This is a genomic window from Litoribrevibacter albus (assembly GCF_030159995.1).
GTDB classification, from domain to species: Bacteria; Pseudomonadota; Gammaproteobacteria; order Pseudomonadales; family Litoribrevibacteraceae; genus Litoribrevibacter; species Litoribrevibacter albus.
In genome coordinates this window covers 483,625-507,936 of record NZ_BSNM01000011.1, presented here as the reverse complement: position 1 = coordinate 507,936, position 24,312 = coordinate 483,625, and the positions used below count along the sequence as shown (strand labels likewise).

26 protein-coding genes are annotated in these 24,312 nt (G+C 44.0%); 16 read left to right on the top strand and 10 right to left on the bottom strand.

Annotated features, from left to right (window positions below; genetic code table 11):
- Positions 1–77 precede the first annotated feature (77 nt).
- Both QQL66_RS09410 and QQL66_RS09405 read right to left on the bottom strand, forming a co-directional pair.
- A complete protein-coding gene (locus QQL66_RS09410) occupies positions 78–401 on the bottom strand; it encodes a hypothetical protein (protein WP_284380971.1) in 324 nt (107 codons plus the stop codon).
- Positions 398–1,414 (bottom strand): ComEC/Rec2 family competence protein, encoded by a 1,017-nt coding sequence (locus QQL66_RS09405; protein WP_284380969.1) that lies wholly within the window; start codon positions 1,412–1,414, stop codon positions 398–400. The genes QQL66_RS09410 and QQL66_RS09405 overlap by 4 nt, the downstream gene beginning before the upstream one ends.
- A 651-nt stretch (positions 1,415–2,065) precedes the next feature.
- Here QQL66_RS09405 and QQL66_RS09400 point away from each other — a divergent pair.
- Entirely contained in the window at positions 2,066–2,611 is a 546-nt protein-coding gene (locus tag QQL66_RS09400) for a DinB family protein (RefSeq protein WP_284380967.1), read from the top strand.
- A 25-nt stretch (positions 2,612–2,636) separates the two neighbouring features.
- On the opposite strand, the gene QQL66_RS09395 is transcribed toward QQL66_RS09400, so the two are convergent.
- The 5 genes from QQL66_RS09395 to QQL66_RS09375 form a co-directional block, all read right to left on the bottom strand.
- Positions 2,637–3,164, bottom strand: a complete 528-nt coding sequence (locus QQL66_RS09395) for a GNAT family N-acetyltransferase (RefSeq protein WP_284380965.1) — start codon at positions 3,162–3,164, stop codon at positions 2,637–2,639.
- Entirely contained in the window at positions 3,145–3,441 is a 297-nt protein-coding gene (locus QQL66_RS09390) for a type II toxin-antitoxin system TacA family antitoxin (protein ID WP_284380963.1), read from the bottom strand. The genes QQL66_RS09395 and QQL66_RS09390 overlap by 20 nt, the downstream gene beginning before the upstream one ends.
- A gap of 290 nt (positions 3,442–3,731) precedes the next feature.
- Entirely contained in the window at positions 3,732–4,913 is a 1,182-nt protein-coding gene (locus tag QQL66_RS09385; RefSeq protein WP_284380962.1) for an AAA family ATPase, read from the bottom strand.
- The gene (locus QQL66_RS09380; RefSeq protein ID WP_348524840.1) at positions 4,910–6,883 is read right to left on the bottom strand and encodes a RecQ family ATP-dependent DNA helicase; all 1,974 of its coding nucleotides are present in this window, start codon (positions 6,881–6,883) and stop codon (positions 4,910–4,912) included. The genes QQL66_RS09385 and QQL66_RS09380 overlap by 4 nt, the downstream gene beginning before the upstream one ends.
- A 429-nt stretch (positions 6,884–7,312) precedes the next feature.
- The gene (locus QQL66_RS09375) at positions 7,313–10,063 is read right to left on the bottom strand and encodes a peroxidase family protein (RefSeq protein ID WP_284380961.1); all 2,751 of its coding nucleotides are present in this window, start codon (positions 10,061–10,063) and stop codon (positions 7,313–7,315) included.
- 547 nt (positions 10,064–10,610) lie between these two features.
- Between QQL66_RS09375 and QQL66_RS09370 the strand changes: the two genes are divergently transcribed.
- The 13 genes from QQL66_RS09370 to QQL66_RS09310 all read left to right on the top strand — a co-directional run bounded on the left by QQL66_RS09370 (position 10,611) and on the right by QQL66_RS09310 (position 19,798).
- A complete protein-coding gene (locus tag QQL66_RS09370) occupies positions 10,611–13,178 on the top strand; it encodes a winged helix-turn-helix domain-containing protein (RefSeq protein ID WP_284380959.1) in 2,568 nt (855 codons plus the stop codon).
- 177 nt (positions 13,179–13,355) lie between these two features.
- Positions 13,356–13,682, top strand: a complete 327-nt coding sequence (locus QQL66_RS09365) for a hypothetical protein (protein WP_284380958.1) — start codon at positions 13,356–13,358, stop codon at positions 13,680–13,682.
- Between the two features lie 44 nt (positions 13,683–13,726).
- Complete coding sequence (locus QQL66_RS09360; protein ID WP_284380956.1) at positions 13,727–14,101, top strand: hypothetical protein; 375 nt, start codon at positions 13,727–13,729, stop codon at positions 14,099–14,101.
- Positions 14,102–14,154: 53 nt separating this feature from the next.
- Positions 14,155–14,595: a RebB family R body protein gene (locus QQL66_RS09355; RefSeq protein WP_284380954.1), complete on the top strand. Its 441-nt coding sequence runs from the start codon at positions 14,155–14,157 to the stop codon at positions 14,593–14,595.
- A gap of 65 nt (positions 14,596–14,660) precedes the next feature.
- Complete coding sequence (locus tag QQL66_RS09350) at positions 14,661–15,191, top strand: hypothetical protein (RefSeq protein WP_284380952.1); 531 nt, start codon at positions 14,661–14,663, stop codon at positions 15,189–15,191.
- Positions 15,192–15,229: 38 nt separating this feature from the next.
- Positions 15,230–15,490, top strand: coding sequence for a hypothetical protein (locus tag QQL66_RS09345; RefSeq protein WP_284380951.1), 261 nt, complete (start codon positions 15,230–15,232; stop codon positions 15,488–15,490).
- Positions 15,491–15,513: 23 nt separating this feature from the next.
- Positions 15,514–15,885 (top strand): DUF5329 family protein, encoded by a 372-nt coding sequence (locus QQL66_RS09340; RefSeq protein WP_284380950.1) that lies wholly within the window; start codon positions 15,514–15,516, stop codon positions 15,883–15,885.
- A gap of 75 nt (positions 15,886–15,960) precedes the next feature.
- The gene (locus QQL66_RS09335; protein ID WP_284380949.1) at positions 15,961–16,665 is read left to right on the top strand and encodes a tetratricopeptide repeat protein; all 705 of its coding nucleotides are present in this window, start codon (positions 15,961–15,963) and stop codon (positions 16,663–16,665) included.
- A gap of 379 nt (positions 16,666–17,044) precedes the next feature.
- Positions 17,045–17,470, top strand: coding sequence for an AgmX/PglI C-terminal domain-containing protein (locus tag QQL66_RS09330; protein WP_284380947.1), 426 nt, complete (start codon positions 17,045–17,047; stop codon positions 17,468–17,470).
- 90 nt (positions 17,471–17,560) lie between these two features.
- Positions 17,561–18,115 (top strand): hypothetical protein, encoded by a 555-nt coding sequence (locus QQL66_RS09325; RefSeq protein ID WP_284380945.1) that lies wholly within the window; start codon positions 17,561–17,563, stop codon positions 18,113–18,115.
- A 218-nt stretch (positions 18,116–18,333) separates the two neighbouring features.
- On the top strand, positions 18,334–18,897 hold the full coding sequence (locus QQL66_RS09320; RefSeq protein WP_284380943.1) for a dihydrofolate reductase family protein: 564 nt from the start codon (positions 18,334–18,336) through the stop codon (positions 18,895–18,897).
- Positions 18,898–19,036: 139 nt separating this feature from the next.
- Positions 19,037–19,441: a hypothetical protein gene (locus QQL66_RS09315; protein WP_284380942.1), complete on the top strand. Its 405-nt coding sequence runs from the start codon at positions 19,037–19,039 to the stop codon at positions 19,439–19,441.
- Between the two features lie 18 nt (positions 19,442–19,459).
- Positions 19,460–19,798 (top strand): hypothetical protein, encoded by a 339-nt coding sequence (locus QQL66_RS09310; protein WP_284380941.1) that lies wholly within the window; start codon positions 19,460–19,462, stop codon positions 19,796–19,798.
- 107 nt (positions 19,799–19,905) lie between these two features.
- On the opposite strand, the gene QQL66_RS09305 is transcribed toward QQL66_RS09310, so the two are convergent.
- From QQL66_RS09305 to QQL66_RS09295, 3 genes are all read right to left on the bottom strand, one after another.
- The gene (locus tag QQL66_RS09305) at positions 19,906–20,322 is read right to left on the bottom strand and encodes a hypothetical protein (protein ID WP_284380939.1); all 417 of its coding nucleotides are present in this window, start codon (positions 20,320–20,322) and stop codon (positions 19,906–19,908) included.
- Positions 20,315–20,884 (bottom strand): hypothetical protein, encoded by a 570-nt coding sequence (locus QQL66_RS09300; RefSeq protein WP_284380938.1) that lies wholly within the window; start codon positions 20,882–20,884, stop codon positions 20,315–20,317. The genes QQL66_RS09305 and QQL66_RS09300 overlap by 8 nt, the downstream gene beginning before the upstream one ends.
- Positions 20,885–20,958: 74 nt before the next feature.
- Positions 20,959–22,200 carry an MFS transporter gene (locus tag QQL66_RS09295; protein ID WP_284380936.1) on the bottom strand — a complete coding sequence of 414 codons (1,242 nt, stop codon included), beginning with the start codon at positions 22,198–22,200 and terminating at the stop codon, positions 20,959–20,961.
- Between the two features lie 228 nt (positions 22,201–22,428).
- Between QQL66_RS09295 and QQL66_RS09290 the strand changes: the two genes are divergently transcribed.
- On the top strand, positions 22,429–23,391 hold the full coding sequence (locus tag QQL66_RS09290) for a LysR family transcriptional regulator (protein ID WP_284380934.1): 963 nt from the start codon (positions 22,429–22,431) through the stop codon (positions 23,389–23,391).
- Positions 23,392–23,525: 134 nt separating this feature from the next.
- Entirely contained in the window at positions 23,526–24,275 is a 750-nt protein-coding gene (locus QQL66_RS09285) for a tetratricopeptide repeat protein (RefSeq protein WP_284380932.1), read from the top strand.
- Positions 24,276–24,312: the final 37 nt, after the last annotated feature.

Here is a 24,312-nt window from a genome sequence, read left to right as displayed (position 1 = left end):
CGATCATAGAAAAGAAATTAAACCTGAGGCCCAGAAAGTGTCTTGGGTTTAAGCAGCCGCAGAAGGTCTATGACGAATTAAAAGCTGCGGCTTAGGGCGAGTGTTGCACTTGCGAGTTGAATTCGCGCACCAACTTCAATAGCAACAATGTCATGAGTTTTATATATTTCGAGATCACCTAACTCTCTTATAAAGGTTAATTTTCCAATTTCCTCAGATTCATAGGTTAATGTAGAACTAAGGCCTTCGCTATACTTCTCACACTCTTCCCCAAAAGGAACATGAGCAGCGGTTAAAACATAAAATACGTTCTCAACTTTAACGAGTACAGCACTTCCCAGATAGGTTGATTCTTTGGAAACTTGAACAGTCGTATAAGGCAGAAATGTTAGGTGATTCATGTGATTCTAATCTCATTTTGTTCTATGTAATTTATCTTGTATAAGAGACGTTCTTCAGCACTTAACAAAGGACCATTTCTTGTTTCAATAGCTGAAATAGAGTGATTAAAGTAAAAGTTAATTTCTTCATTACTATTTCTATCAACCAAAGTAGCTAACTTGGCAATAGTTTCAACACTAGGGTGCTTACTTTTCGCTTTTCCACCGTTTGTGCTAATAATAAAGTTATTACAACTAATCATGCTTAATAGCTGTTTTGAGATGCTTTTTGAACTTCCATGATGTGATAACTTAATATAATCAAATGTTGCTTTTTGTTTAGAGCTAAAACCTTGCTTTAGTAGGTAATCTGAAATAACTTCAGGATGGGAATCGGCTAAAAAAAGTATTTTTTTATCTCTAAAATTTAGAATGAAAGCAATAGAGCTAGCATTAGCAATATCATCAGATTTTTTAGGGAATGAATCTGGCTGATTAGCCCACTCGGCAACAGATTTAGTAGCTGAATTTAGGGATATATTTGTCCCCTTAGTATTCTGAGGTACATCGGCAACTTCGGAGTTATATTTCTTGTAATAACTATCTAGCTCAGTTTTAGTAGGGGAGATAATATCTAGTGATAGATTTTTAGAGGCCCTAATCGTCTGCCCTTGCATTAGACCTCCAAATGGTAATTCTTTATCTTGTAGTAAATTAATTAGATCTTTTGCTTGTCGTATAGATATTACGCCATTAGTTCTAGGAACCTGTATAGATTCTGGAGAATTTACGTAAATCTTATTCAAAGTAAATTTCTCGGGATAATCATTAATTAATGGAAAAACGCCATTAATATGATCTTCATCAGAGTGCGTTAAAATGATGAAATCCACTGAGTTTATTCTCTTTTTTATATGGTGTTTGTAGGTGAGTTTGAACCCGCAATCCACCAGAAACCTTATGTTACTATCATGCTCTTCGATAAGAAAAGCATCACCATATTTTGCTTCAAAACTAGTTATGATTAATTCCATAATTTACTCTAACGAATTGTAATACAGTACAGCGCATTTCCCTTCTTATTAATTCTTGTTCCTCAGATAGCACTTTCTGAAAGATACGTTGAATCGCCACTACCTCACTAGATGTTTCTTTGTCTCATAACAATACTGAAGTTCATACTCTACAGGTGACAGCTCATTGTTGGAATCATGTTGCCGAATAACATAAAAGAAATCGAAAAAATCGAGACGTCCATCCTAAGAAAAGGGATCGATAATACTTTTTTAAGAATCAAAGAATCAAAGAATCAAAGAATCAAAGAATCAAAGAATCAAAGAATCAAAGAATCAAAGAATCAAAGAATCAAAGAATCAAAGAATCAAAGAATCAAAGAATCAAAGAATCAAAGAATCAAAGGGTCAGAGTCGTTTGAAACAAGTGTCATTAATGTTTCTGGATGTTCATACTCAGTAAATTCTCTCCTCACCAATTACAGTGTTGCGGTGGAATACCCCAGGATAAAGTAGCTTGTGCTCTCAAAAATCAGTGAAAATCAATGGGGTCAGAGTAAATTGAAATTGGCTTTTGAGTTGATTACAGGTCTTGTCTTTGTTGGTTGTACTTCCTCTGACCCCACTTGATTTAAGAGAGCTTAGAGCTTTTGTAAACCGTCTGGAGCACGCATGGAATACCAATCCCATTTCATATTGATGGCCGATTACAATCTGCGTATGAACGAGCAGTTTTATGAGGCCGCAGGCAAACTCTCGGAAGAGGAAGTCAGTGCTGATAAAGGCGCCTTCTTCGGTTCCATTCTCGGTACGCTCAATCATATGTTGGTGGGTGATCTCATCTGGCTATCACGATTCTCAACGCACTCGACACGCTATCAATCTCTAAGAGCATTGAAAGACTTACCTCAACCAGAGGGCTTGGATCACGTTTTATACCCAAACCTGGAATTGCTTACACCTGTGCGTAAACGGGTAGATGCTTCTATTAGGAATTGGTTGTTAAACGAAGTCGAAGCATCCGATTTCACCAAGACACTGACTTATCAAAACGTGAAAGGCGTGACGAGTGAGAGAAACTTTGGTGAGCTTGTCTCTCACTTCTTTAATCACCAAACCCATCATAGAGGTCAGGCTTCAACACTGTTGAATCAGTTGGGAGTGGATGTTGGTGTGACGGATTTTTTGATTGATATTCCGGATGTGAGGGTGGGGTAAAGTCAGTGGGCGAGTATTGATTAGTTCAAATTAGATGACTAACAACTTCGTAACATGTCCCGATAGGTAACCACATTTCTAGTCGGTCATCGTCTGTAGGATCGGCAGGTATAAAGCCGTATTGCTCATAAAATGGCACTATGTCTGGTGTCATAGGATCAACAAATAAGCCAATGGCCGAGATTTGTTCAGCAGCCAGCACGGTTCTACGAATAGCATCAATCAATAATTTTTCACCTAGACGTAAACCTTGATTGGAATGATCCACTGCTAACCTTGCCAGCTTTACCGCAGGTAATGGGTGAGGATAGTTGATGTAATCTTTATGAGCTGGCGGAGGGCTTACTGCATATCCCGTGAGCGTATAGTAAGCCGCTACACGGTTTGAGTTTTCAAGAGGATTATTGTCCCAGCAGGCAACGTAGGTTTTTGAAACATGCTTTGAAGTCTTCTGTCGAGCCTGTTGTCTTAGAAATTGATTCAGTTCTTCAACGCCACAATCGAACGATTTTCGTTCATGCTGTTTGGAAATTTCACTTATCTTCAGAAGCATTCACAGTGCCTTTATATTCCTTGGCTGCTTTCAATAATTTGGAATTGGCTTTAGGCGGATTTTCCAGCGCCTCAAACAAGGCATCAGCCCCTTGCATGGAAAGTTGTAAAGCCTCTGTTTTTGTAATGATGTCACGTGCTCTCTCCATTGCTGATTCAATGAGAAATTGAGAGATACTTGCTCCTGAATAATCGGCTGCACGCTGGATTATTTCCTGAACTTCTTCTGAAGCTCTAGCGACCAAGCGTGCTTCTTTTCGCTCTGTTGTTGTCGCCATAATAGCCACCTGCTTTTGTACGGTTTATATAGTGCCAGTATGGCATACAAAATATAGGTATGCTAATTGTGTGACAAAATGGCATACGTTTTAGGGCCTGTGCTCATTGTACCTAGCTAACTTAATTGATGTATTTCTCATAAGTGAACACAGCCGAACAAGGGTTCTATATAAACAGGTGGGTATTTGAGAGCATAGTTTCTGAGTATGAAAGTGTGAGCTTAGGCTCGTTAGATGTACTGTAATGGTAGAGGCTTTAGATGTTTTTATTAGTTGAGCCGGTTCCTCTCTCAATCCTGCCAATGCCAAGCCGGCGCATCCAACAATCCCTGATCCACAATAAAGGTTTCTCCTAGGTCTTTGTTTAAGGCTATGGAGTTACATTCACTGTTCGCTTCCAGGCTTGCGATTAAGCGCGGAGCATGCGACACCACCCACACTTGGGTTTGTTCTGCAGCACGAATGATTAAGCGCCCCAACGCCGGGAGTAAGTCAGGGTGCAGGCTGGTTTCCGGCTCGTTTAACACTAACAGTGAAGGTGGTCTGGGGGTGAGTAAGGCCGCGACCAACAGCAAGTAGCGAAGCGTTCCGTCAGACAGTTCTGCTTGGTTGAGTGGTCGTAATAATCCGTGCTGAATGAACTTCAGTGAGAAGCGATTCCCTGCATCCGATTCAAAGCCAATGGTGGCGCCGGGAAAGGCATCTTCTATGGATTCATACATGGCATCCCGATCGCCAATTTCATGGATGGTTCTAAGTGCAGCCACCAAGCTGTGGCCGTCCTGATCAAGAACGGTGGTTCGTGTGCCAATTTGCGGTGTTCTGATGATGGAGTCTGCGTCTGTTCTGAAGGAATCGTAGAATCGCCAATTTCGGATCGTTTGCCTTACTTCATAAATTTCAGGCGCTAACACCGGGTCAGTTATTTCACTCAAGATGCTCTCATAAGTATTGAGGCGAGTGTCATACACTTCCCATTTTCGGCCAGAACGCACTTTGACGATGGGCCCGTTTCGGTCGACCAGACAAGAGCTGGGGCGATAGGCGTTTCCTGCCCAGATGCATTCGCGTTTGATCTCGGGGTCGAACTGAAACATGGACGGATCTTGATACCCGGCAAACCCTTGAGGTGGTGGCATACCTAGAGAAATAGAGTAACCGAAATTCTCGCCGGAAAATCCTAATCGTAATCTAGGTTGCTTCTTACTGGCACTGCCTTGAATGGGCTGAGAACCATCCTTCATGGATTTGCTGAAGGTTTCAGGCCCCGCCCAAAAGGTGTAATCAAGCCCGCCTTCCTGTGCAATGGAAGAGATCAAATTCCCCCTAGCCGTTTCCGACAATAAGCGCAGTGCTTTGTAGAGGTTGGATTTACCGCAGCCATTGGGGCCGGTCACGACATTCAACCCGGATAACGGTGAAACGATGTCCTTAAGGGAGCGGTAGTTAGATACTGAAAAGGCGTTGATCATGTGACGTTTGAATCTCCATATTCCATTAGTTTATCAACCTTCTCCAAAACCTCTCGATATCTCAGGTGTTCACAACTGGCCCAGCCTGACATCTTTCTTAACTGAGTACGTGCAAATACGGGCACTGAAATTCCGGTTAGGAAACGGGTGATCAAAGCAGGGGAGATGTCTTTAGCAGCTAAGCCTTTTTTATCCATCAGATCGGTGGTCATGGCATGGATGTTTTGAATAAGAAACTGATCTTCGGGCCAAACTGCTGCTTGCGAGAATTGCAGCTTGGCAATCTGCCCTCGGCATACCGAGCAATGCCCACAGTGTTGCGGTGCGGCTTGATCGTCAAAGTAACGGGCGAGGTTCCAACTTAAGCAGGAATCCAATTCAAAAAAGCGAACCATCGCGGCGATGCGTTGGATTTCGCTGGTTTCTTTTTCAGCGAAATAGTGGGTGAGATCACTTGCTAGGTTGGTCTGATGAATGACTTCCATGTTCACTTCGTATACTTCGGTCATGCCTTTGGTTTCGAGCTGAATCAGACCTTGTTCATCGAGGTATTCCAAGGCTGCAATCACTCGGTTTCGGTCACTGCCATAGGCGTGGTAGAGGCTATCAAAATTCAGTGTACCCCAGATCTTTTTGAATTGGGTGTGTTCAAAGATTTGATTTAAAAACAGCTGACGGTCTTCGTTGAAACGACCAAGGATAGCGTCTTTGCTTTCGATGAGTTTGATTTTGAATTCAGCGAAGTAACTGTAAACCGGCTTGATGGCCTTCATCACTTCCAGCTGAACCAACAAGGTTTTCAGCGCCAGTTGGCGAATATTGCTGGCGTTGCTCAATGGGATGATCTGGGTTTCCCATTGACCGTTTTGGCTTTCCGTTCGAATGTTATCAATCACCGCTTGAATGCCATTCAGCTCGGGGGTGTCTCCGTAAACGAAGTTTTCGACCGTGTTGATGCCGTCTAGATTGGCGAGCACAAAGCAGTTGGCGTGTTGACCATCCCGCCCCGCACGGCCAATTTCCTGGCTGTAATTTTCGATGGATTTGGGCAGATCGTAATGAATCACATAACGAATGTCGGACTTATCAATGCCCATGCCAAAGGCGATGGTGGCAACCACCACATCGTATTGGCCGGCCATGAATTGATGTTGAATCTGCTTTCGTTGTTCGCTATCAAACCCGGCGTGATAAGCGACAGCGTTTAAACCTGCACGCTGCAGAAACTCGGCAACGGTTTCGGCGGTGTTTTGTAGCGTGACATAGACAATACCGGTGCCTTGTTGCTGCTGGATGATGTTCAACAAGGTTTGGTTTCGTTGTTGATCTGTAATAGGCAAAACAGTGAGATCAAGGTTTGGTCGGTAGAAACCCGTTTGAACCACATGCTCCGGTGCAATGGCGAACTTATTGCTCATGTCCCGTTTCACTTTTTTGGTGGCCGTGGCGGTTAACAGCAGCACCAGCGGGATGTTTAACTCGGCTTTGTATTGCGGAAGTTTCAGGTAATCAGGGCGGAAGTTATGACCCCATTCGGAGATACAATGGGCTTCATCCACCACCAACATCGAAATAGCCACAGAGCCGATGAACTGGCGAAAACGTTCGTTTTTAAAACGCTCGACACTGATCATCAGAATTTTGATTTTGCCTGATCGCACATCGGCCATGACCTGCTGGTTTTCCTCGGCGCTTAAGCTGGAATCAATGCTCGCCGCCGCAATGCCTTTGTTTTGTAAAAACGCCAGTTGGTCTTTCATTAACGCCAGTAGCGGGCTGACCACCAGAGTTAAATGCGGAAGCTGAGTGGCGGTAAATTGATAACAAAGTGACTTACCAGAACCCGTAGGAAAAATCGCCAGGGAACTGAACCCGGATAATAACTGCTGGATGGTTTGCTCTTGCCCCGGACGGAAGTGATCAAAGGAAAAAGTCGATTGTAAGGCTGGGACAAGGTTCATAGGTTGCATGTGATCTCTTTTATGAGGTGCTCTTTTATTAGACAAGGTGACTCTGAGGATGTGTGTAGATCTGATGCAGCATAACAAGCTGTTGCTGGCGAACCAAATTCCAATTTATTGGTCGGTGCGGTTTATTTCGTTTGCTACTCTTCTTGGCTGATTGTTGTACCTGCTGTTCATGAATTGGTTTGGTTATTTCTTTGGCTAACCCAAAAAAATGAGGTGTCGGTTGAGCGCTTAGAGTAAGAAGCTGCCAATAAGACCTTGTTGGCTATACCTTCCGGGGAAGAAACAACAAGTAAGTAATCTTTAAAGATCTTTGCTACTTCCAAATAAGTGAAAAAGGCTCTGAGCGAATACAACTCTCAGAGCCTTTTTGTGTGGTTTACGCTTGTACTTCTAGTTAATCGTGTACTTCAAACTAAGCGCGTTTTAATGCTATTGATCTTCCACGCGCTGATGCCTGAAGAAGACGCCACCATCACCGAAAGCAGAGCTGTTGAATTTCGAGGTGGTTTTAATGGTGCCGACTTTCACAGCGCTGTTTCTGCGTTCAGTCGCGTACTTATTATGGAAGTACGGGATGATCGAAGTTTTGATGGCTTGAGAGGTCGCGTAGACATCATAAATCGGTGTGCCTTCTGGCAGGCTTTGCAGATCGTCACGGAAATCATGCGATGCGTCGTTAAATAGGCCTTGAACTTCCGGGCGAGGTGCAAAGTAAATTTGCGTCGGTGATGTGACCGATGATTCCTGGGTGCCATCCGCTTGTACTTTCGCCATCTTGCTTACTGCCAGCGTAGTCGGTTTGGTTGAAACCAAAGAGAACAGTGCAGTTGTGCCCAGTGTTTCATTGACTTCTTTATCCACGTAGTTGGATAGCTCGTTAGCAAAGAAGTTGTGGTTGTCGCCTTGCCCTGACAGGGTATAAAGAGCCGACACGTTGCGTGAGTTTTTACCATCAACGAACACTTTCCAGGCCAACCCAGGAGCAAAGCCTCTGTCGTTAGGATCACCTGTTACCGATAAACGTAACAGACCACAGTCTGCACCTTTGAAGACGCCGGTGTACGGGTGGTTGGTGGTTGCCTCAAATTCAACGGTGGCCATAGCGCCATGAGCATGGATCGGTTTTTCATAACCTAACGGGGCGACATCGTCTTTGCGATTCACTTTTTCCCAAAGAATAGAATCGATCAGACCACCAATGTCTACCGGCGTCAGGTCAGGGCGCTCGCCTTGATCGTATTCTGTTCTCAGTGCGCCATTGGTCCAAAGCAATGATTCTTTGTCACAGGCCGCCCAGCTCTTATAGTCTTCCGGGATTTTAAGATCCCAAGGCTTAAAAGCATTATCAACGCCAGTCAGACTTAATGACAGGTTAGGGAAATGACGCTTCAATACATCGACCATGGTGTTGCCCTCAACCCAATCGATACCTTCCTGGGTGTAGACTTCCGGAGTATAACTTTCGGTGTAGAAGCGGTCGGTCATCAGACGACGAGACGCATTAAGGATGAAGATCTGGAAGGCGGTTTCACCAAAGGCAAAGCCGTCCGGGCGGATGGTTTCGGCAAGCTGGCCAACGAGCGCATCGATTTGTTCGATGTCGTTATTATAGATGCGTTTCAGCTCGGCGAGAGTCGTTGGATCGGTGGTTAGATCTTCGAACTGGGTAATCGGCGTTAAGCCAATCTGACGACGAAATTCGTTATAACGCGGTACGCCACGTTCACGATCACGAACAATATCCATCGTTGCCAGATCAATATCGCCGATCAGTGGCATGGACAGGTTACGCAAGAATTCAGGGTAGTTGTTCAGCGTTAATGCGCCCGGGTGGGTGATACCGAATGAGTACCAGAGTCTGTCGCCGCCTTCGTCTTCAAGAATGTCTTCTGCATCTCCGTCGCGCGTATCTTGCAAAGGAATGCGGTTGGATACGATATTGGAGCCAATGTCGTAAACATCGACTTCATCCCGTAGGAGTGGGTGCATTCGGTAGACGGCAACGAATTCTTCGGTCAGGGTATAAGGCACGCCGTAGTTATTCGGTTTGGATTGACCAACCAACCCGCCTAAGGCGTGATCTACTGCACCTGGCGTGCTTAGCGCTTCCGCTTTTTCAGGGTCGAACAGCGCAATGGTGTTGATGATCCAGGAATTTGGTCCTTTCAGGTCATCCGTGACTTTTTGAATTAAGTCACGAGTTTCAGCATTTCTTGTGATGCCCCACCAGTTGGATTCCATCGACAACTCCAGAACCGGGTTTTGAAGCAGTGCAGGTGTCCACTCGACGGTGTGAATTTTTGCCATCAATGCAGAGTTAACCAAGCGAGCTTTGTCATAGAGCCATTGGTCCGTTGCATTCGGGTAGGATTGCTTAAACGTGTCGGCAATGGCGTTATGCTCCAGCGTGAAAAGTTGGTGCATCATGCTTAACCCTAACCACCAGTTGTCATTGAAACCGGTGATGGGGACTCCGCTCCAGAAATCCGTTGGCAAAGAGCCATCGCTTTCCACTTTTAACTTACCGTCCACAAAGGATCGAACCTTGTCACTGGTTTCTTTGTTACTGCCGTAGAGTTGTGAGCCATCCCACCAGTGCGTGTTGACGTTTCTGTAGGTAGGAGGAAGATAGGCGTCGTCTTCGGCTGATCGATTAGAATCAGGCGTTGTTCTTTCAATTGAAAGTACGCCATTACCGAGCGGATCATTATCAGGCAGGTTGACTAAAATCGGGTCGTCACTGGTGTTAGGGCCGTGACTTACCCAGTCATGAACCATGAATTGAATCCAGGCGGCCGCAATGAAGTTGATGCTGGTGGCTGGCTTGAAATCGTCCCGAGCCATCAGTGAATTACTCACTTCACGAGGGTTTGGGGTCAGCAGGGTATCCGCTTCGGTTTCTCCCCAGGCTGCTTCAAGTTCCACATTTCGTCCAAAGCGTCGGTGAACAGAACCTTCTGCCGGGTTTTCTAAAATATTACATGTCCCATCTTCTGTTCGAGCCGTTTGGCTTCTCTCGTCACAGACGATTTGATCGTTTATCTGATCTAAGTCTTCTGTGGCAAACATGTTGTTTTTAAGCAGTTCAGTGCGTTCCAGACTTAACGTGAGTGCAGCAGCAGCGACACCCAGTGTTCCGAACTTGACCAACGATGGCCAGGTCACCCATACCGAGTTCATGATGTTCGATCTCCATTAATTTTATTTTTATTGAGTCTTATTTACTGCGGGTTTTTTGTTTTTCTTTTCGTACTTCGAGCTTCTAGAGCGTGTTTCTACAGCACGTATGGCTGTGCAGCGCACTTTGGTCTGGTGTTTATTAAAAGATACAGGTGTTCTTTTTCACCTCTGGGGTCAAAGAGGCTGCGAGAAGATCTTACTGTCGACGTTTGTTTTATTTACACCCGTCCTAAAGAAGGGGGATGAACTTGGAGGGTGGTCGGGTATTGTTAAAAAGGTGCCGAAAACAGTGGGGTTTTATGTCTGGAAGTCAGGAAATATTCTTAGATTTGGAACTGTTTTTTGTTCATCTTGAGAGGTGTTTCATATTTGCTGAATTGTTTAAATAGTAGACAGTGAATTTCTGGCCCAAAATTTTGAGTAACAAGTGTGTGCTGGAAATGACGTACATGAATGTCGCTTTAAAAAAATAAGAATAATAATGATGAGCAACTACATAGTCCGACAAAATCTTATTGATTTATTGTACAGGGGATGTGAGTACTCTTTGATCCTGTCCATTGCGCCTGCCGGATCGGGGAAGAGTATTCTGTTAGAGCAGTTTTCCGACCTCTTAGCCAAAGTGTCTCCGTCTACTCAGGTGCTTATGTTTGATATTTCAGAGCGCCATGATGACAAAGGCGGTAGCTGTTTATTTGCTCAATTGTTTGAAGCGATTAAGCGCATTGCCCCGCTGTGGGATGAACCCTACTTCAATCTCTTCAAAGACGATCGGGAGGTTGAAACAGAGCTACTGATCGACGTCTTTCGTCAGGCGTTGACTCAGTTAGATTTTCCGTTGGTCATTGTCCTTGATGACTTTCATAACTTGAGTTCTGGTCAGGTGCAGCACACGTTGGAGAAGCTAATTTATGCGCTCCCGTCTCACGTCACTGTGGTTATTTCATCACGATATTATCCTGCGTTGTCGTTAACCCGAATGAAGACGGATGGCATTGCTCTGGTGATTGACAGTAATGACTTCAAGTTATCCGAGGATGATCTCGAACGATTGAATAAGGCCATTGGTGCTCCGCAGTTGGATGCATCCCAGGTGGTGGCGGTGTTGCAACAAACCGAAGGTTGGTTTGTGGGGACTAAGTTAGCGTTGCTGGCTCTGGATAAATCCAACGGTACGCCAATGACGGTGTTTAACGGAAGTCGATCAGAGCTACTGGATTACTTAGGCCATGAAGTGATTCACCGATTAAGCCCGGGTTTGAAGACGTTTGTTTTGTTGACCTCGGTGTGTCAGTCGTTCAATCGGGAGTTATGCGAAAACGCGTTTGGTTTGGATTATGGCAGTGCCAAGCTGGAAGAAGTGCGGATGCAGGATTTGTTTCTTGGGGCTGACCCTAATCGACAAGGTTGGTATCGCTATCACCCGTTGCTCAGAGAGTTCTTGTTGAAAATTTTGGAGCAGGAAAACGGTATCGAATACATTCAGCAACTGCATCTTAAAGCCTCTGAGTTTTACCTGAGTATTGGCGATAAGACTGAAGCCATCTATCACGCTCGGTTGTCGGCTGATCAGAACTACTATTTACAGATTCTTACCCAAGTCTGTTCCGACTGGTTTAAAGAAGGCGACTTGGAACCCATCGTTCGCTCGTTAAATGATGTATCCGATGAACTCTTGAATACCCATACCTCGCTGTTGTTGTATAAATTATACGCTCTGAGCTTTACGCGCTGTTTTAATCAAGCGGCTTATTATCTTGAGATCTTAAAGGACATCACACGCAGAAATTCCAATGCGGAGTTAACGTCCTATACCCGGTTTTTTGAGCGCATTCTTGCGGTCTTTCAAAACGATTCTGAAGTTGAAAAATACACCCTTCGCAAAACCAAACGGCAACCCAATACCCCCGTGATGGTTGATGCGTTTAATAAGTTGTTGGATGCGTATTTATTGATGTGTCACGGGCAGTTGAATGAAGCCTTCAGAGTGGCCAATGACGTTCTGCCGAGTTTACAGCGGATGTCTCACAAGTTTTTTGAGAGCTTTGCGACTCCCATTATTATTCTTTGTGATCGCAATTTAGGTCGGGGCATCGAAGCAGTACAAGAGACGTCTAAAGCATTTAATCCGATCAGACATGGTAAAAAGACGCCTCGTTGGATCAACTTGGCGACGGCCATGATGGTGGTGGACTATGAACAAAACCAACTGGATGAGGCGTGGAAGTTAGGCACGGAGCTTGTTCCCTTAGTGAATCATTCATGTGCCACTGAAGCCGTTGCCATGGCCTATCTCTACAGCTCCAGGCTGATGCATATTGAAGGTGACGGTACAAAAGCAGGACGACTCTTAGAACAGCTGGAACGCATCTTATCTCTGGGCGATTACCAACGATTTTGCAGTCAAGTTATCCAGGAAAAAATTCGTCAGGCATTGGTGGATACCAAAAAGAATGAATGTGATTTGATCTTTGAACGATACGGATTATCCGAATTCATGGTGAAGGGGGAGGTGCAATCGTTACGTCACTATGAAGAGAGGCGTGAACGTTTAGTACTGGCTGCCGTGTATTGGTTGATTGCGAAGACTCGTTATAAACAAGCCATCGAATTACTGGAAGAGCTTGCGGATGCGCTTGATTTACTCGGTATTAAGTCCAGAGCGCTGGTCGCACGAAGTAATTGTATCTCGATTGTATTTCGCCAAGGCCATGTGGAATCGGCACTCCACTCACTCACTAAACTCATAGAGCGTTATGGTTTGGTGTGTTTTTCTCGCAGTGTGTTTGATGAAGCGCCAGGGTTAGCCGATGTTTTTAAGGCAGGGATTGATCTGGATAAGATAAAACTGCCGAGCTTGTTTCGTGACACTTTTGAGTCCTTATTGGGGACGCAACGACTGTCTTCCCACGACGTTTCTTTAAAGCATCTTTTAACGGGAAAAGAGTTTGAGATATTTGAGTTGCTGCGATCCGGTATCACCAACGAGTCGATCAGTCAGCAATCAGGCATCGCGCTTTCCACCACAAAATGGCATTTAAAAAACATATACACCAAGCTCGGCGTGAGCAATCGCACGGAAGCGGTCAGCTTTGTGCTTCGTCAGGTGGATTGATCCACAGGCGATTAAAATGAACGGCTCACTTCTCTTTCGTGATTTTTTTAGGTGTATCAAAACATAGGCAGACTTGGTAATCTCGCTCGGGTTTATTTAGTTGCGATGACCACTTTGTAATTCTTCTGGTGAGGTTTGCTAAGGGTGATCAACGGATGCGATCAAAAACGGAATCTTATGACTCATAAAAACCTTCATGAACTGTGTGACATTGCCACCGAAGCTCATACACGTTTTCAGAAAGAAATCGCCGACATTGACCCTATTGTGGGCGTTAGCCAGAACATGCGCGACAGTGGTATTCCAGTGGATGTGATGACCATTGATTGTTTGAAAAATGGTAAGCGAATCATCCTGATACTGCATGATGACAAGCCGGATTCCATTAGTTACCAGTTCGCTTGGCGGGACAAAGACCCTGAGGGCAGTTTCACAGAAATCCCGTTCAGTGGTGTTACGGCGGAGGTGATGCTTGAGTGGATGATGCGCTATTTGGCTGTGTGATTTAGCCGTGTGATCAAATGAGCTTTTACTATTCATGAGTTCTTATGAAGGTTTCAATTATGGATCGTTGGTGTGTTGTCGCTAATATAAAAAAGGAGATACCGTGCGGAGACAGTGGAACTGAAACTAAGGTAGGTTTACGAAAGTTTAAAGGTGGGGCAAAGGTTTATATCGTTGGTGCTTTCTATGGCACTGCAGAGTCTATAATTGTCATAGGTCAGCACCGAAGAACAGGAAAATTTGTTAGCTGTATTATTCCTGTAAGTACTGTTGAAAACCTCAGGGTTAAAAAAGTATATAAGCCACAAATAATTGATTTTTTACAGGGGGACAATCCCTGCGGTGCTCATATGACTAGCACTGAAGAAATAGCTCGTGAGTTAGCTGAATTAATACCTAAGTGGTCGCAACAAGCCTAGAGTAATTGTAGACTCAGGAAGATCCAATCACGGATCAAACCAAGGAGTGGACTATGAACATCGAAATGCCTCAAAGAAACGAATCCGAACAAAACGCACGTCCTGATCAAATTGAAAAGCTGAAAGACATGGGCATCTCCGATGCGAAAGTGCTTTCCAAATTGGGCGAGCATCAGGCGAACAATATTTTATCTTTCATGGAGGGCGCCAAGCATGCCATGGCGTGTTTTGATGCTTCTTCGGCCACAACTGCATCGGCTGCCTCTGTAAGCCCTCAAACAGTCAACTCTAAAGTGGTTGACTCTGTCACCCAAGCAAATACAAAGGTGTTAGGGGAAGCTCCGGCGATGGCAATGGGCAGCCTTTATCAAACCATTGGCAATGCTGTTGCGATGGCTGCTGCCAATGCAGTGTATGCACAGCAACAAGCGAATGTGAGTTATCAAGCGGCGACTACGCTTGGGATTACTACGCTTTATTCGAAAAATACATAAGTTTTCTCAGTGAGTATGAATCTTCATGGTTCAGTTTTTAGAGTTAGATCAAAGGAGAGATCGTAGTGCTCGTTGAAGAATTAAATATACATGCAAACAACAAAGAGCTAATTTCAGTTGAACGAGATTGTCATGATGAAGAGCTGACCGGATATATTTTGAAAGCGGATGACAACCTTGTATTAATGACACTTGTTGATTGTGATGGAATATTTGAAGGATTTTCTGTATTTAAAACAGATCAAATTACAGAAGTTTTTTGGGGAAACAGAGAGCATCAAGCTCTCTCTATTCTTTCAAACAGCGTACCGTCACTTCCCCCGCCAAGCTTTGAATCTTTTGAGTTGGAAGACATTATTATCGAAGCGTCCCAAAAGTTTTCGAGTGTTTGCCTTCATTCGAGTCATGATGAGGATAACTTTGATATAGCTGAGATCGAAGCTCATGATGAAGAGTGGTTAAAGATATATACATTTGGTGTTAAAAGGACTTTATCAAGGATGAAGAAGCTGGTGAAGGTAGATTCTATTAGTAGAGTTGTTATTGATTCTCCGTATCAAAACGGAATTGTTGTACTTCATTCTAAAGGGCTCTAACAAGCTAACTTTAAACTGTTTTTTCATGGAGGAACAATATGAGTTTAGAGGTTGAGGATATGTTTCAAGGAAAAACCGTTTCATTTAGTTCTGTTTCTGAAACCTTGGCCATGAAAGATATTTCGTTTCAAACAATTCAAGATCGACTCTTTGTCGTTGGACGTATTCCTTTAGGCGCAACATCAAAAGATTCGGCATTAAATAATACATGTGCAATTGCATGGAATTCTGTTCAAGACTTTCTTGTGTTTGATTCTGAGCAGGACTATTTCATGTGGATAGAAGCATCTGAATCATAAGCCCTCACTTTTCCAGGTCACATATGAAACACGTAAAATTATTGTCTGTTGTTACTCTTTTACTTCCGTTGTATGGCTACGCGTCGGATCTTAATCCTGAGACAGAAAAACAAATCAATCATCTGCTGTCGTTTGTTTCCGCTTCATCTTGTAAGTTCATGCGAAACAGCACCTGGCATGAGGCCACTGACGCGGCTGATCACATTAAGAAAAAATATGACTATGTATTAGGCAAAGGATTGGTTGATACGCCAGAGGACTTTATTAAATACTCTGCGACAAAAAGCAGTTTGTCTGGAAGAAAATATAAAGTGAAATGCGGAGCAGAACCGGAAATCGAAAGCTCTGAGTGGCTGCTAACGGAATTGGCGCTGTTTAGATCGACTGAGAAATAATCACACAAATATAGAGTTATTGAACACAGGGATAGTGTACTTATGACATTGTTAGGAACTCATAAGAGAACGATCATGTTCTCGTTAATCATTCTGTTATCTGGTTGTGCTACGCAAGGCACTCAGCAATCGTCACCACTTTCAACGATGGATAAAGACAGCCCTGAATATTATGTTGCTTCGGGGTATTCCTTCCTTTCAAACAGAAGCACGAAGAAAGCCATCAAGGAATTTGATAAGGCCATCGACCTTTGTCAAAAACAGCATAAAGATAGGGAAGAAGTGATCTACGCTTCGAGAAGCCCAGTCGAAACGCTCTATTACATGATGAAAGCAGCAGCCGAGCAAAAGAGTGCGGTGGCGGTTGCACAGACGTGTGCCGATGCTCTGTATTTTAAAGGCTATGCCGTACTGGATTTTGGTGAGCTGGAGCTTGCACAGAATCTTCTTGATCAGGCGCTATCAATGTCTCCTGCGAATGCTATGTATTTGTCCGAAGTCGGACATATTCACCATATTAAGAAGAGTTGGAAGGAAGCCTTAGACGTATTTATCAAAGCTGAAGATGCCGCAGAAACCTACTCACCCGACCAAGTTAAACAAAAAGAGTTAACGCGTGCAAAACGCGGTATAGGGTTCAGCTTGATTGAACTGGGGCGTTTGGATGAGGCTGAAGTGAAGTTTAATGAATGCCTTGAAATCAATCCAAATGATAAGACCGCAAAGCACGAATTAGAGTACATAAAACGGTTGCGTACGAATGTGCAAGGTGACTCTTAATCAAGCAGATTACCTAAATTCAAAAAATAATAAGTAGCAGCAAAGCTACACCGTGAGGCCGGGGCTCTCATCCGTTGAACGTTTGTGAGTTTACTTGTTGTTCTAATGAAAGGTTGGTCTGAGAAAATGACGAAAAATAGAAAACTGATCTGCGGCGCTATGTCGGAGAATTAATTTTTATGCAACCTAAAATAAAAATGTGGATTCTTGATTTATTTTAAATTTGAAGACTTCTTCAGAGCCACAATAAGCATGAGGCTATTGATCGGTCTGTTTTCATGATGAGCGAACGAGTCAGAAGTAGTGTATAACAATACAACGTCGCAAGGGGCGGCCGGGCTGGGATGTTAGAAATAATGGTTCAAATAGAGTCGAATGTATGCACCTAGGTAAAATAGCTATTCACTTAATGTTCGTAGCCTCCGTCGGCTTAAGTAGTTGTGCCAAGATTCCTGCCAATTCAAATGTTCAGGGCGGGCAAAAAAGATTAAATGCCGAAGCCCAAAACCACCATGTAAAATCGATTGAAGACAGAATAAGAAAAGCCCTAAATAAAAATAAATCACAGATTTTTGCTCTTTATGCTCGTGAATTGCGATCTACCCCAGATCTTCGTGGTTCTATCGTTATTTCAATGACTATTGAACCAAGTGGGGTAGCAAAAACTTGTAAGGTGGTTAATTCCGATCTTGCCAATACAAGATTAGAAAAGCAGATTAGTGAGAAACTTTGTTCGCTTGATTTTGAAAAAGCTGAAACAGATGAAAACGTTGAATTTCTCTTACCAATTAGCTTCGGAAAGTAAGTTGGTTCCTGACAAAGTATTGAACCTGATATCAACAAAAGAGTCTGTAGCAAATGGCTGAAAGTTATAACAAGAGATTATGTTTAACACATGGATAACTTAACTAGAAAACAGCTTAAAATATCTGCTATCTGGTGCGTGATATTGTATGTTTTAGGCGCTGTAGCATTTGTGTATAAACTTTACTTTGCATCTATTTCATACTCCCATCAAGACTACTTAATTTTTCTATTATTGCTTCTTCCTGTTTGCTTTTTTATAGCTTTGCTTCAATTTGTTGTTGTTAGGTTTAGGTTACTCAAATTCAGGCTTATCAAATACCTATCTCTCGCTCTTGGCGTATTGTTTGCCTGCTTTTATGGCTTTTTACAGTGGCATATCGGCGTTATTGAAAGCTCAGTTGATATTGCGAGAGAGAAACAATTTGAAGAAAAAATTCTGGTTGAATTAAAGAAGTTGCCTTTTGTCGAAATTAGTCATTTTAAAGCGAGTCAACATGAAAAATTAGGGCTGACTTATGGTGGTATCAGTATTGTTAGCACTATTTTTAAATTTGAACAATGCAGTATAAATATTCGAAACAGTGTATATATTGACCAGTGGAGTTGTTTATCAGCAGGGCTTTACGACCTTGAGTTTAGGTAAGTTTCACATCTGTATGATCTGTGGACTCAAGGCACACAAACCTGAAGACCCCACCAAGGTCAGAATTCAATAATTTTCATTAGCATCATTGCCGATTCTTTCATTACTGTTCTGAACTCGTAAAACCTCCTGCATATTCTTTGTAGCCCCTTAGCTATCTCACAAATTGGAAGCTAGCGTGCTTTCGTTGGACGTCATTCTATCTATAGGTAATCTCGATGAAGTGTTCTGTATTTATAGCAACAAGTGTAGATGGGTATATTGCAACCATTGATGGTGGTGTTGAATGGCTTGATGAATCCGGTAACAGCGATGTGGATATGGGCGAGCAGTCAGACATGGGGTTCAACAGTTTTATTGGCAGTGTGGATTGTATGATCATAGGGCGTCATTGCATGGAGAAGCTTGCCAGTTTTAATCTCACGCCTGAGCAATGGCCATACGGAAATATTCGAATCATTGCCCTCAGTAATAGCGTTAAGCAAGTTCCAAATAGCCTAAAAGGCAGAGTGGAGCTTTATTCTGGTGATATTTCTGCTCTTATCTCAGAGCTGGAAAACGACGGCTTCAAACACGCTTACATTGATGGTGGATCTACCATTACCTCTTTTTTACAAGAGAAGCTCATTAATGAAATCACAATCACTCAAGTTCCTATTCTACTTGGCGATGGTAAGCCCCTGTTTGGTGTAATGAGCCAACAAACAAAGCTTAAGAATGCTCAAGCCACTGCATTTGCAAATGATTTTGTTCAAGTAAAGTACGAGGTTGATTACCTGTAGCAAGTTCAATATGGGGCTGAAAGCAATCAAAGAAAACGGTACGTATGATCGTATTTGGAAGAAGTGCTTCGGCGAAGAAGACTTGTTGAAACCTGATAAGAAGTGAGTTTCCCAACATAGGGTGACCCCGACCATTACCATGAAAGACATTGATAAAACCACCGTCTTAGATTTCATCGCAGACCTTACTGCGCCCATTGGGCCGGAGGTCTTTGCAGGGTTTGGCAGTAAAACCCAAAAGGAACTAGCCAAAGATCCATTGTGTTTTGATGCGCTAATCAAAGACTGGCTAAGCAATATGGATTTGGATGCCCTAGCTCCTCTTTTGATTGAAATCGCGTGCGGTGACTCATTACCAGAGCGATGTGCCAACCTTAGAATGCGGTTTCAGAAAGATTGGGTGTTGGTCTTAACCTCGATTATTTTTGAGGCCTACAGTTCGGATGAATCAGCATTCGAAGTCATTCTTCATAAGCTGGATGATTCTTTAGAGGGGGAAGATATTGCGGCAGAGCTAAGGCTTTGGCGGGATGAGGAATGTTAAGACTTATTAGGAAAAATAATGAGTAAAGAAAGAGCGCATGGAATAAAAGATTATCCTACTCTGCTGGGAGAGATCAGGAAAAGACCTCAGGTGTTCCTTGGTGGAGCTGAAAGAAGCGTTGTCTTATTAAGTGCCTTCATCGGAGGCATCAAGTACGGGGAGTATTTTCACTCTGTACCAGATCATAAAAAATTAGGCGGTTTTTCTTGGGATAGCTTTGAAAATTGGGTCGAAGAAATGTTTAATCCCAGGCGGTTAACTTTGGATTCAATGTCACTGGCCGCGCATTTGACGTCGAATGATCAGGAAGGGTTCGACCTTTGGTTTTTATGGCTTGATGCGTTTAGAGGATTATAGGTAGGGTTCGGAATTATTAAGCTATCGAAGTATTCTTAGGTTACTAAGGCGCCGAATCCTGGCGCCCATCCTCTACTCAATAATCTCTAACACCACAGTCCAAAAACTTACTCTTTCCCCTGTAGTTTATAACTCGCATAGAGCAAGCCAATTCCCACGATGGCTGGCAGCGTGACACCGGCAAAATCTACAAGCAGAGCTTCAGGCCCGGAGATGCCAACCACCACTTCCCAAGCGTGAAATATGGCATGGAACACCAGCCATGAAATCGGCATTAACCAAAGCAGCAATCGGTATTTTTTGTAAAGCGCACTGTTGTAGAGGGCGCCATAAAACAGTGCCGCGCCGATCAGCATGTAGATCATGCCTATGTCTCGCAAGAAGTGTTGGTTGAACGGGCCTCGTTCAGGCACGCCAGGGACAAGCCAATACCATTGTTCTGGGGCGATCAACATGAACAGGCCATTGGTAAAGGCCGCCAGCCCCAAAAGGCTGGCAATCGCGATGATGACTTTACTAATCATGCTCGGCACCTATCGCTAATGCGGCGGATCGTGTCGGGGCCAGAGAATCCTCATTAACTGTGACTCGGCTACAGGCTTTACCGTAGCCCAATGCGTATTTGAGGGCCGGGTAGACGCGATAAGAGCTGATGCAGTAGGCGATGGTGATCAGCCCTTCTTGGCCCCATAACGCCACAATTTGTTCACGTAGATCATCGGCTTCCGGGTTGTGCGCCAGTACGAATTCGGTGAAGCGCACGACCAATGCGATCTCTTCGGGCAGTTTGTCCAGATTTCTATCAATGATGGCGCGAACCATCGCTGGATCGACGTTTTCCTCTAACGCCATATTAACAACCAGTTGGGTGCACGGCCCGCAATCGTCCCAAATGATGGCACGAAGTCTGGCGGCATACAGAGGTTCGGGGGGGAGATTTCCCGAGTGAGAAGACATGGTCTGAAAGCCCATCAGCTTTAGAAAGGCACCCAGGCTGGTTTTCAGGATGTCCTGCATGTAACGCACGTCGTAGTCGTAACGGGTTTTCATCGACAAAAGCAGTTTGTTGAAGATGTATCGGATCATGGTTGTATTCCTTTTGTTGCGGTTAATTCAGAATTAATTCGAAGTGTTAGTAGGCTCATTACGTCTTAATAAGGTCATGATGAGTATTGAGCCGGTAGCCTCATGCTGTGTTCTTTTTCTTGAGCTTGTACGGGCTTGAATAGGAGGAAGAAACTCAACACGAAGATAGCGGCGCAGACATAGAGCATCAGGGAAAAACTTTCTTCGCTGAGCAGGCCAGAGGCGATCAGCGGGCCGCTTGCTAAGCCGATTGATGACACAACGGCAGCAACGGTAGAGAGCTTGCCACTTGGGTCTTGTTCCGCAGTGACCGCCAATAAATAGGATTGAATGGCAGGCCAGGAGAAAAACAGCAGAGACATTGCGATGACGTAAAGCAGCGGAGTTAGGTGCGTTACGCTGAGCATGATGGCGGATACTACCGACATGGCTACGCCAGCAATGATCCAATACAAGCGCCCATAACGATTGCCGCTGATGATAGGTAGCATGGCACCTGGTAGCCCCAATAGCCCGGTCGTCGCGATGTACATACTGACATCGTCATTGCTCATGTCTGCCCCAAGACCAATCAACCCCACGTAGGCCCAAATTGCACTGGCTGCAATTTGATAAGTAATGATACCGAGCATCAGTAGCAAGGCGTTTTTTGGTGATCCGGTTAAAGAGACAGAGCGGCTTTTTTCCTGTGTATATGACTCAGGGTTAGTAATCCCAAGTGTTGGTAGAAAGGGAAGGAGCACGATACTAAGGATCACGAAACCTGCCATCACATAAAACACCGCGTAGGCGTTCAGTTGCGCTTCAAGATCAGGCAGTAAATACATGACGATGGAACCGATGCTGAATTGTATTAAGAGCAGGGTGCCAAAGGCGCGATCCGGGTTGTTCAATCTGGCAAGAACGGCAAAGCCAATACCAAGGCTCAGGCCACCGAATATCCCGGCTGAAAAGCGCCAGCTCAGTATCGAAATGAAATCACTAATACCTGAAGTAATTGCTGAAAATTCACCCACCCATACCGTTGAGAGATCAAACGCTGCCAATAACACTAAGCACCAGAGCATAGTGGGTTGCCATTGGATACGTCGCACCAGAAAGATGGCGATTATGCTGCCAATCAAACCGCCATAGCCGTTGAATGCAACGATTTGCCCAGCTTCTGCCTCATTGAAGCCAATGTCGCCTGCCAGTGCGTTAACGAGCCCTGGCATAAAGTTAATATAGGAAAGTCCGGCCATTGTGATAAATGCCAGGAACAGATAGGTCAGAGGGTGGCTAGCGGGTAGCTTGTTTGAAATTAAGTGCTTCAACATACGTCCTCATTTACGTTAAATTTGTGTGCGTCCTTACGTGTGTTTAAACGCATACAAAGTGCTCATTGATGAGGATTTTATGAGTTGGTTAATTGCGGAAAAATAGGTCAATATTCAAATAAGTCATGAATACTATTCATGAATCTTTCTTGGTATAGTCTATCGCCAAATACGCTATTTTTAGTGTGCCGGTTATGGATACTCTCACTTCATGGATAACCCTTGCATATGGACAAACTTAGATCATTAGAAATCTTCTTAGCCACGTGCGATGGTGGCAGTTTTGCGGCAGCAGCAAGGCTTTGTAACAGTGACCCTTCCACCGTCAGTAAGGCCATAGGCCGGTTGGAAGCTCAGCTAGGATTGACATTATTTCAGCGCTCGACCCGACAGTTGCGAATTACTGCGGCGGGTCAACGTTATGCAGATACCGTGCGAAAGATGGTTCAAGATCTCTCCACCTGTGAGGACGAATTGAAACATCTGAACGACTCACCTTGCGGCACCTTGAGAATCAACTCGGCCGTCTGTTATGGGCACCTTTATCTTCGCCCGTTATTGAAAGCCTTTTGCGAGCAATACCCGGACATCAAGCTGGAATTGGATATCAACGATTTCCATGTGGACATCATCGAAAACGACATTGATATCGCCTTACGCACCGGCTACGTCAAAGACAGCCGGCTGGTGGCGCGATGCTTGAGCCCGATGGATTTTCTTACCTGTGTGTCGCCGGACTATTTGGAAAAATATGGCACGCCAACCTGCCCTGAAGACTTCCATCAACACAGTTGGATTGGTTTTCGTATCAAAGAAACCCAACAGCTTCAGCCGATCTTTTTACCCGATGAAATGGGTGAATATATGCCTTATGAGTTGCAGCGAAGCCACATCACTGATGACGGCGAAGCCATGGCCTATATGTGTGCCGACGGTCTGGGCTTTGCACAACTGCCGCATTTTCTTGCCAAAAAAGGTTTAGAAAGTGGCGAGCTGGTTTCTCTGTACCCTTACTTCCGGCCTCCGCAACCGGACAGTGGTGTGTTTGCGATTTATCCGAAACGTGAATATTTGCCTGCCAAAGTGAGAGTGTTTGTTGATTTTCTGACTCGATCCTTGGCCGATACGGGCGAAGGTTCCACCTACACTTGGGCGGAAAAGTGGAAGCCGATGATTGGTTTTGGTAGGTAGGGCTTTATGGCGGAAAGTTTTCAATGCTTGCTATGAAAATGCTCAAAAGGCACAGTCAGATGTAAAAATGTATACAGGAATCATCAACTGGACACTGCTCAAGTCTTACAACTCAGAACATTAAGGAGAGATAATTGAGAATCCTAACAATTATGGCTGTAGCTATGGTTTTTTTGACCGCTTGTGCGAGCGTTGATCAGAACATTAATTATGGTTTAAACCACTACAAAATGGGATTGTACAATCATGCTATTCCTAAGCTCTTAAGCAGTACGCCGGAGTTAGAAAACTCAAACCCAACAGATCAAAGGGTTACAGAAGCATATTTAGCTCTCGGGGTTATGGCCGAGGCTGATAAGCAGTTCGAGAAAGCTGAAGAGTTTATGAAAAAAGCGCTAGAAACGGCGAAGAATGTGAATGAAAACAAGAGCACACACATAAGAAATGCTAACAATACTCTTGGTCATTTTTATATTAACCAACAACATTACACTCAGGCGAAAACTTATCTTGAACGCGCACTTGAGATTAGTCGCCAAAAGAATAATGACCCTGTAATGCTAGCGATAGATCTTGATAATTTAGCACTTGTCCATTTTGAGCTAGGTGATCAGGTACAATCGACGACATACTCAGACGAAGCATTACGGTTGATAGAAAAAGATATAAACCATCAATACTATATACGCACGAAAGGCATTGTTTTATATCACCAAGGACTAAGATTAGAAAAGTTAGGTGAGAACAAGAAAGCACTGGGTCGTTACAATAGTTCAATAGAAGCCTTTGAATTATTGGCCAACAAACACTCCTACGAATCATGGCGAATTGATGTTGTCACCAAGTCAAAAGACGCTTTATTAGCCAAAATGGCTGATGAGTAATGAAGTCTTGTTTTGGCTCAGACTCTACTAACTCCTT